5 protein-coding genes and 1 pseudogene are annotated in these 5,433 nt (G+C 73.4%); 3 read left to right on the forward strand and 3 right to left on the reverse strand.

What is annotated here, in order from left to right; genetic code table 11:
• Positions 1 to 1,327, forward strand: a 1,327-nt coding sequence (locus OZN99_RS24435; RefSeq protein WP_408611928.1) for a sugar ABC transporter permease, incomplete at its 5' end; no start/stop codon positions are given.
• Entirely contained in the window at positions 1,324 to 2,100 is a 777-nt protein-coding gene (locus OZN99_RS24440; RefSeq protein WP_270937853.1) for an ATP-binding cassette domain-containing protein, read from the forward strand. The genes OZN99_RS24435 and OZN99_RS24440, both read left to right, overlap by 4 nt.
• A 13-nt stretch (positions 2,101 to 2,113) precedes the next feature.
• Here OZN99_RS24440 and OZN99_RS24445 read toward each other — a convergent pair whose 3' ends face one another.
• Entirely contained in the window at positions 2,114 to 3,535 is a 1,422-nt protein-coding gene (locus OZN99_RS24445; protein ID WP_270937854.1) for a M20 family metallopeptidase, read from the reverse strand.
• 102 nt (positions 3,536 to 3,637) lie between these two features.
• On the opposite strand from OZN99_RS24445, the gene OZN99_RS24450 reads away from it, so the two are divergent.
• Positions 3,638 to 4,360 carry an aspartate/glutamate racemase family protein gene (locus OZN99_RS24450; protein WP_270937855.1) on the forward strand — a complete coding sequence of 241 codons (723 nt, stop codon included), beginning with the start codon at positions 3,638 to 3,640 and terminating at the stop codon, positions 4,358 to 4,360.
• Here the strand turns inward: OZN99_RS24450 and OZN99_RS24455 are convergent.
• Together OZN99_RS24455 and OZN99_RS24460 are read right to left on the reverse strand one after the other, a co-directional pair.
• Positions 4,357 to 5,058, reverse strand: coding sequence for a TVP38/TMEM64 family protein (locus tag OZN99_RS24455; protein WP_270937856.1), 702 nt, complete (start codon positions 5,056 to 5,058; stop codon positions 4,357 to 4,359). The two genes, OZN99_RS24450 and OZN99_RS24455, sit on opposite strands and share 4 nt — an antisense overlap.
• Positions 5,055 to 5,433, reverse strand: a pseudogene (locus OZN99_RS24460) (FAD-dependent oxidoreductase); the annotation flags it as partial. The pseudogene OZN99_RS24460 and the gene OZN99_RS24455, both read right to left, overlap by 4 nt.

The raw sequence follows: 5,433 nt of genomic DNA on the forward strand, positions 1-5,433 counted from the left end.
GCCGGCTGCCGGCCTGCGGATGAGCGCCGCGGCACCGCGCGGCGGCGAATCGCTGCCGCGTGGGGTCGGCGCGGCCTCCGGCGCCGCGCTGCGTGCGCTGGAGGTCGATCCGCGCCTGGCCGGCATGCTGGCCGCGCTGCTGGCGATATGGCTGGGCTTCGACCTGCTCTCGGGCGGTGCCTTCCTGACGCCGCGCAACCTGTGGAACCTCTCGGTCCAGACCGCCTCCATCGCGGTGATGGCGTGCGGCATGGTGCTGGTGATCGTCACCCGCAACATCGACCTTTCGGTGGGTGCGATCCTGGGCGTGACGGGCATGGTCATCGGCGTGCTGCAGGCGCGGCTGCTGCCGGAACTGCTGGGATTGGAGCATCCGGCCACCTGGATCCTCGCCGTGCTCGGCGCCGTGCTGGTGGGCGGCGCCATCGGCATGCTGCAGGGCGCGCTGATCGCCTGGCTCGCGATCCCGTCCTTCATCGTGACACTGGGCGGGCTGCTGGTGTGGCGCGGCGCGGCCTGGTGGGTGACGCAGGGGCAGACGGTCGCGCCGATGGATGGCCGCTTCCGCATGCTGGGCGGCGGGATCGAGGGCGCGATCGGCGCGACCGCCTCCTGGATCGTTGGCTTGCTAGCCTGCGCGGCCATCCTGGCGGCGCTGGCCATGGCACGGCGCCGGCGCATCCGCTTCGGCTTCCCGGTCCGCCCGGCCTGGGCCGAGGCGACGGTCGCGGTGCTGGCGGTGGCCGCGGTGCTGGGCGCGGTGCTCGTCGCGAACGCCTATCCGCTGCCCGCCGGCATTGCGCGCCGCATGGTGGAGGAGGCGGGGGGCACCTGGGTGCCCGGCACCTTCATCCCGCATGGCCTGGCGATCCCGGTCCTGCTGGCGATCGGCGTTGGCGTGGTGATCACAGCGCTCGCCACCCGCACGCGCTTCGGTCGCGCCGTCTTCGCCATCGGGGGCAATCCGGAGGCGGCCGAGCTGTCGGGCATCAACACGAAGCGCACCATCATGCTGGTCTTCGCGCTGATGGGCGCGCTGTGCGGGCTGGCCGCCTGCATCGCCACCGCGCGGCTGAACGCGGCGACGAACGCGGCGGGCTCGCTGGACGAGCTCTACGTGATCGCCGCGGCGGTGATCGGCGGCACCTCGCTGGCGGGCGGGGCGGGCACCATCGCGGGCGCGATGCTCGGCGCGCTGGTCATGCAGTCGTTGCAATCGGGCATGGTGCTGCTGGGCGTGGATGCGCCGATGCAGAACATTGTGGTGGGGCTGGTGCTGGTGCTCGCCGTCTGGCTCGACACCGTCTATCGGAGGCGGATCCGATGAACGCGGCCACGCCGCTTGTCGAGATGCGGGACATCCACCTGTCCTTCGGCGGCATCAAGGCGGTGGATGGCACCAGCGTGGACCTCTACCCCGGCGAGGTCGTCGGGCTGCTCGGCCACAACGGCGCGGGCAAGTCCACGCTGATCAAGGTGCTGTCGGGTGCCTACCGCGCCGACGAGGGCGAGATCCTGGTGCGCGGCGAGCCCGCGCAGATCCACTCGCCCCGCGACGCGCGGCGCTATGGCATCGAGACGATCTACCAGACGCTGGCGCTGGCGGACAATCTGGACGCCGCGGCCAACATCTTCCTGGGGCGCGAGCTGCTGACGCGGTGGGGCACGCTGGACGACGCGGCCATGGAAGCCGCGACGCGCCAGGTGATGGGCCGGCTCAACCCGCATTTCCGCCGCTTCAAGGAACCGGTTCGCGCATTGTCCGGCGGGCAGCGGCAGTCGGTGGCGATCGCGCGCGCCATCCACTTCGATGCGCGCATCCTCATCATGGACGAGCCGACCGCCGCGCTGGGTCCGGCGGAGACGCGGCAGGTGGGGGAACTGGTGCTGCAGCTGAAGCAGCAGGGGATCGGGATCTTCCTGATCAGCCACGACATCCACGACGTCTTCGACCTTGCGGACCGGATCAGCGTGATGAAGAACGGCCGCCTGGTCGGCACGGCGCGCGTGGCCGACATCACCAAGGATGAGGCGCTGGGGATGATCATCCTGGGCAAGTGCCCCCCGGGCGCGGTGCCCGGCCCGGGGGCGATGCAGTAGGCGCGACCGCGGGCTACCCCGCCAGCGACATGCCCAGCGCCGGCTTCGCATCGTCCGGCAGCAGCGTCTCGTAGCGGCCGCCGGTGCGCTGGCGGTGCTCGGCCTTGGCTTTCGCGATCAGCGACGGGTCGCGCAGCGCGTCCACCGCGGTGCCGGCCATCGCCTTGGCCGCATGCACCATGCCGGTATGGGCCAGCGGCGACTTGCCCTGCGCCACCACCTGCCAGGAATGCGCCGGCGTGCCGACCGCCCAGGTCGCGCCACGCGCCTGCACCGTCGGCACCTTCCAGGACACGTCGCCCACATCGGTGGAGCCGACCATGCCCGATCCCTCGCGGCTCAGCGGCACGATGGCATCGTGCAGCGGCTTGCCGGATTCCACCGGCAGGCCGTGTCGGCGATAGGCCGCCGCGATGTCCTCCTCGCGCAGCGTCGCCTGGATCCGCGCGGCAAAGGCGCGGTCCTCCTCGGTCCATTCGGGCGCGCCCAGGCGGGCGAGGCTGGCATGCATCGCCTCCTCCAGCGGGCCGTTGCCCAGCAGGTCCGCCACGGCGGAGACCACCTGCGTCTCCACCGTGGTCTCCGTCATCAGCGCGGCGCCGTCGGCGATCTTGCGCACGCGCTGCACCAGCGGGCGCAGCTCCTCCACGTTCTGCGCGCGGATGAGGTAGCGCACCTTGGCGCGCGCCTGCACCACGTTCGGCGCGATGCCGCCGGCATCAAGGTAGGCGTAGTGCACCCGCGCGTCGGAGGGCATGTGTTCCCGCATGTAGTTCACGCCGACATTCATCAGCTCCACCGCGTCCAGCGCGGACCGGCCGAGATGCGGCGCCGCGGCGGCGTGGGAGGCGCGGCCGGTGAAGGTGAAATCGATGCGGGTGTTGGCCAGGCTCTTGGGTTCCTCCACGCCGGCGAAGCAGGCGGGATGCCAGGAGATGGCGATGTCCACGTCGTCGAAGGCGCCGTCGCGCACCATGAAGGCCTTGGCGGCGCCGCCCTCCTCGGCCGGGCAGCCGTAGTAGCGCACGCGACCGGGCAGGTTGTTCGCCTTCAGCCAGTCCTTCACCGCCGCCGCCGCCAGCATCGCGCCGGCGCCGAGCAGGTTGTGCCCGCAGCCATGGCCGCGCGTCTCGCCCGGCACCGGCTTCGGCTCGGCGACGCCGGCTTCCTGGCTCAGGCCGGGCAGCGCGTCGTATTCGCCGAGGATCGCGATCACCGGCCCGCCCTCGCCGGCCTCGCCCATCAGGGCAGTAGGGATGCCAGCGACCTCGGTGGTGACGCGGAACCCCTCGCGCTCCAGCATGGCGCGGTGCTCGGCGGCGGAGCGGTGCTCGTCGTAGCAGAGCTCGGGCATGCCCCAGACGCGGTCGGCCAGCGCCACGAATTCGGGGCGCTTCGCGTCCACCAGGCGCCAGATCTCGTCCTCGTTGCGCATCCCGCCTCTCCTTCCGTTGCGGCGACCCTTGTCGCACCGGGGGGGCGCCGCGTGAAGGCGGGGTGGCTGCGCGGGGCGGGCCGTTGCGCTAGGCTTCGCGCCATGCGCGTGCTGCTGATCAATGCCAACACCACCCCGGCGATCACCGACAGGCTGGTCGCCATCGCGCAGGAACTTGCGCCGCCGGGCGTCACGTTCCAGGGAGCGACCGGCCGCTTCGGCGCGCGCTACATCGCCTCCCGCGCGGCCAGCGCCGTCGCGGCGCATGCGGCGCTGGATGCCTATGCCGAGCATGGGGCGGGCGCCGACGCGGTGCTGCTGGGCTGCTTCGGCGACCCGGGGCTGGACGCCCTGCGGGAGGTCGCGCCGGTGCCCGTGCTGGGCCTGGCCGATGCCTCGGCCGAGGCGACCTGCCGCGTCGCACGCCGCTTCGGCGTGGTGACGGGCGGGGCGGCCTGGAAGCCGATGCTGGAGGAATTCTTCGCCGCCCGCGGCCATGGCGACCGCCTGGCCGGCGTGCGCACGGTTGCGCCCTCCGGCGGCGAGATGGCGCGCGATCCGGACGGCGCGGTCGCACTGCTCGCGGAGGCCTGCCGCGCCAGCGCGGAGCAGGACGGGGCGGAGGCGGTGGTGCTGGGCGGCGCGGGCCTGGCCGGCTTCGCGGCGCGGCTGGAGGGGCGGGTGCCGGTGCCGGTGATCTGCTCGGTGGAGGCGGGCGTGCGCGCGACCATTGCGGCGCTCGGCGGCGGGCCGGCGGGGCTGATGCCGCACCAGCCGGTGGAGACGGTCGGGCTCTCTCTCGCGCTCGCGAAGCTGCTCGGCTAGCCCTGCGCGAAGCGCCGCCGCAGCGGGATGGCGGCGAGCGACAGTGCGGCCAGGCCGAGCAGCGCGCCCAGGATCTGCGGCGTCAGCACGCGCCCGATGGCGAAGTCGCCGCCCGCCGCCAGCACCTCGCCCAGCCCGGCGCCGGCCAGGGTGTAGACGGCGCTGCCGGGCAGGATGCCGAACAGCGTGGTCAGCACGAACACCGGCAGTCGCACGCCGCAGAAGGCCGGCACCAGGTTCACCAGCACGAAGGGGAACAGCGGCACAAGGCGCAGCACCAGCAGGTAGGACACCGCCTCGCGCCGGATGCCCGCCGCGATCCGCGCGGCGCGCGGGCCGAGACGTTCCAGCGCATCGGTGCCGAAGATCCGGCGGGCGAAGAGGAAGACCAGCGTCGCCCCGGTGGTCGCCGCCACCACCGTCAGCGCGGTGCCCAGCACCGCGCCGAACAGGAAGCCGCCGGCCAGCGTCATCACCGTGGCGCCGGGCAGCGAGAAGGCGACGACACCCACGTAGGTCGCGACATAGGCCGCCGCCGCCAGCACGGCGTTGCGTGCGACGAAACCGGCCAGCGCCTCCCGGTGGCGGGACAGCGTCTCCAGCGAGAGCAACTCGCCGGCCGGCGTGAGCCGCAGCGCGGCGAGCAGCGCGACCACGCCGAGCGCGATCCACAGGCGCCGATCCTGCAGCCAAGTCATGCCACGGCCCCGTAGCGCGCCATGAAGCGCCGGTCGATCCGGTCCTTCCACCACCATACCCAGCGACCCCCGAAGACCAGCCCGTTGCGCGTGCCGAGCGCGCGCCCGTCGCCGAGCGAGAGCAGCAGCAGCCAGTCGCGCTGCGGCGCGTAGCGTTCCAGCGGGCGGCCCTCCGCCGCCGCGCGTAGGTTGCGCGCCAGCACCGGCCCCTGGCGCACCGCGAAGACACCGGCCTTCGGCAGCGACGCCGGCAGCAGGCTGGCGACGTCGCCCGCGGCGAAGACCTCCGGCCGGCCCACGGCCTGCAGCGTCGGCTCCACCTGGATGAAGCCGCGCGCGTCGCGCTGCAGCCCGCTTCGCGCGAGCCAGGGGGCG

The organism is Falsiroseomonas oryzae, assembly GCF_027856955.1.
GTDB lineage: Bacteria > Pseudomonadota > Alphaproteobacteria > Acetobacterales > Acetobacteraceae > Falsiroseomonas > Falsiroseomonas oryzae.

Bases quoted from the DNA above. Each gene is read 5' to 3' on its own strand.
- OZN99_RS24450 (WP_270937855.1), top strand. From the start codon at position 3,638: ATGCGCGTGCTGCTGATCAATGCCAACACCACCCCGGCGATCACCGAC.
- OZN99_RS24445 (WP_270937854.1), bottom strand. From the start codon at position 3,535: ATGCGCAACGAGGACGAGATCTGGCGCCTGGTGGACGCGAAGCGCCCC.
- OZN99_RS24455 (WP_270937856.1), bottom strand. From the start codon at position 5,058: ATGACTTGGCTGCAGGATCGGCGCCTGTGGATCGCGCTCGGCGTGGTC.
- OZN99_RS24440 (WP_270937853.1), top strand. From the start codon at position 1,324: ATGAACGCGGCCACGCCGCTTGTCGAGATGCGGGACATCCACCTGTCC.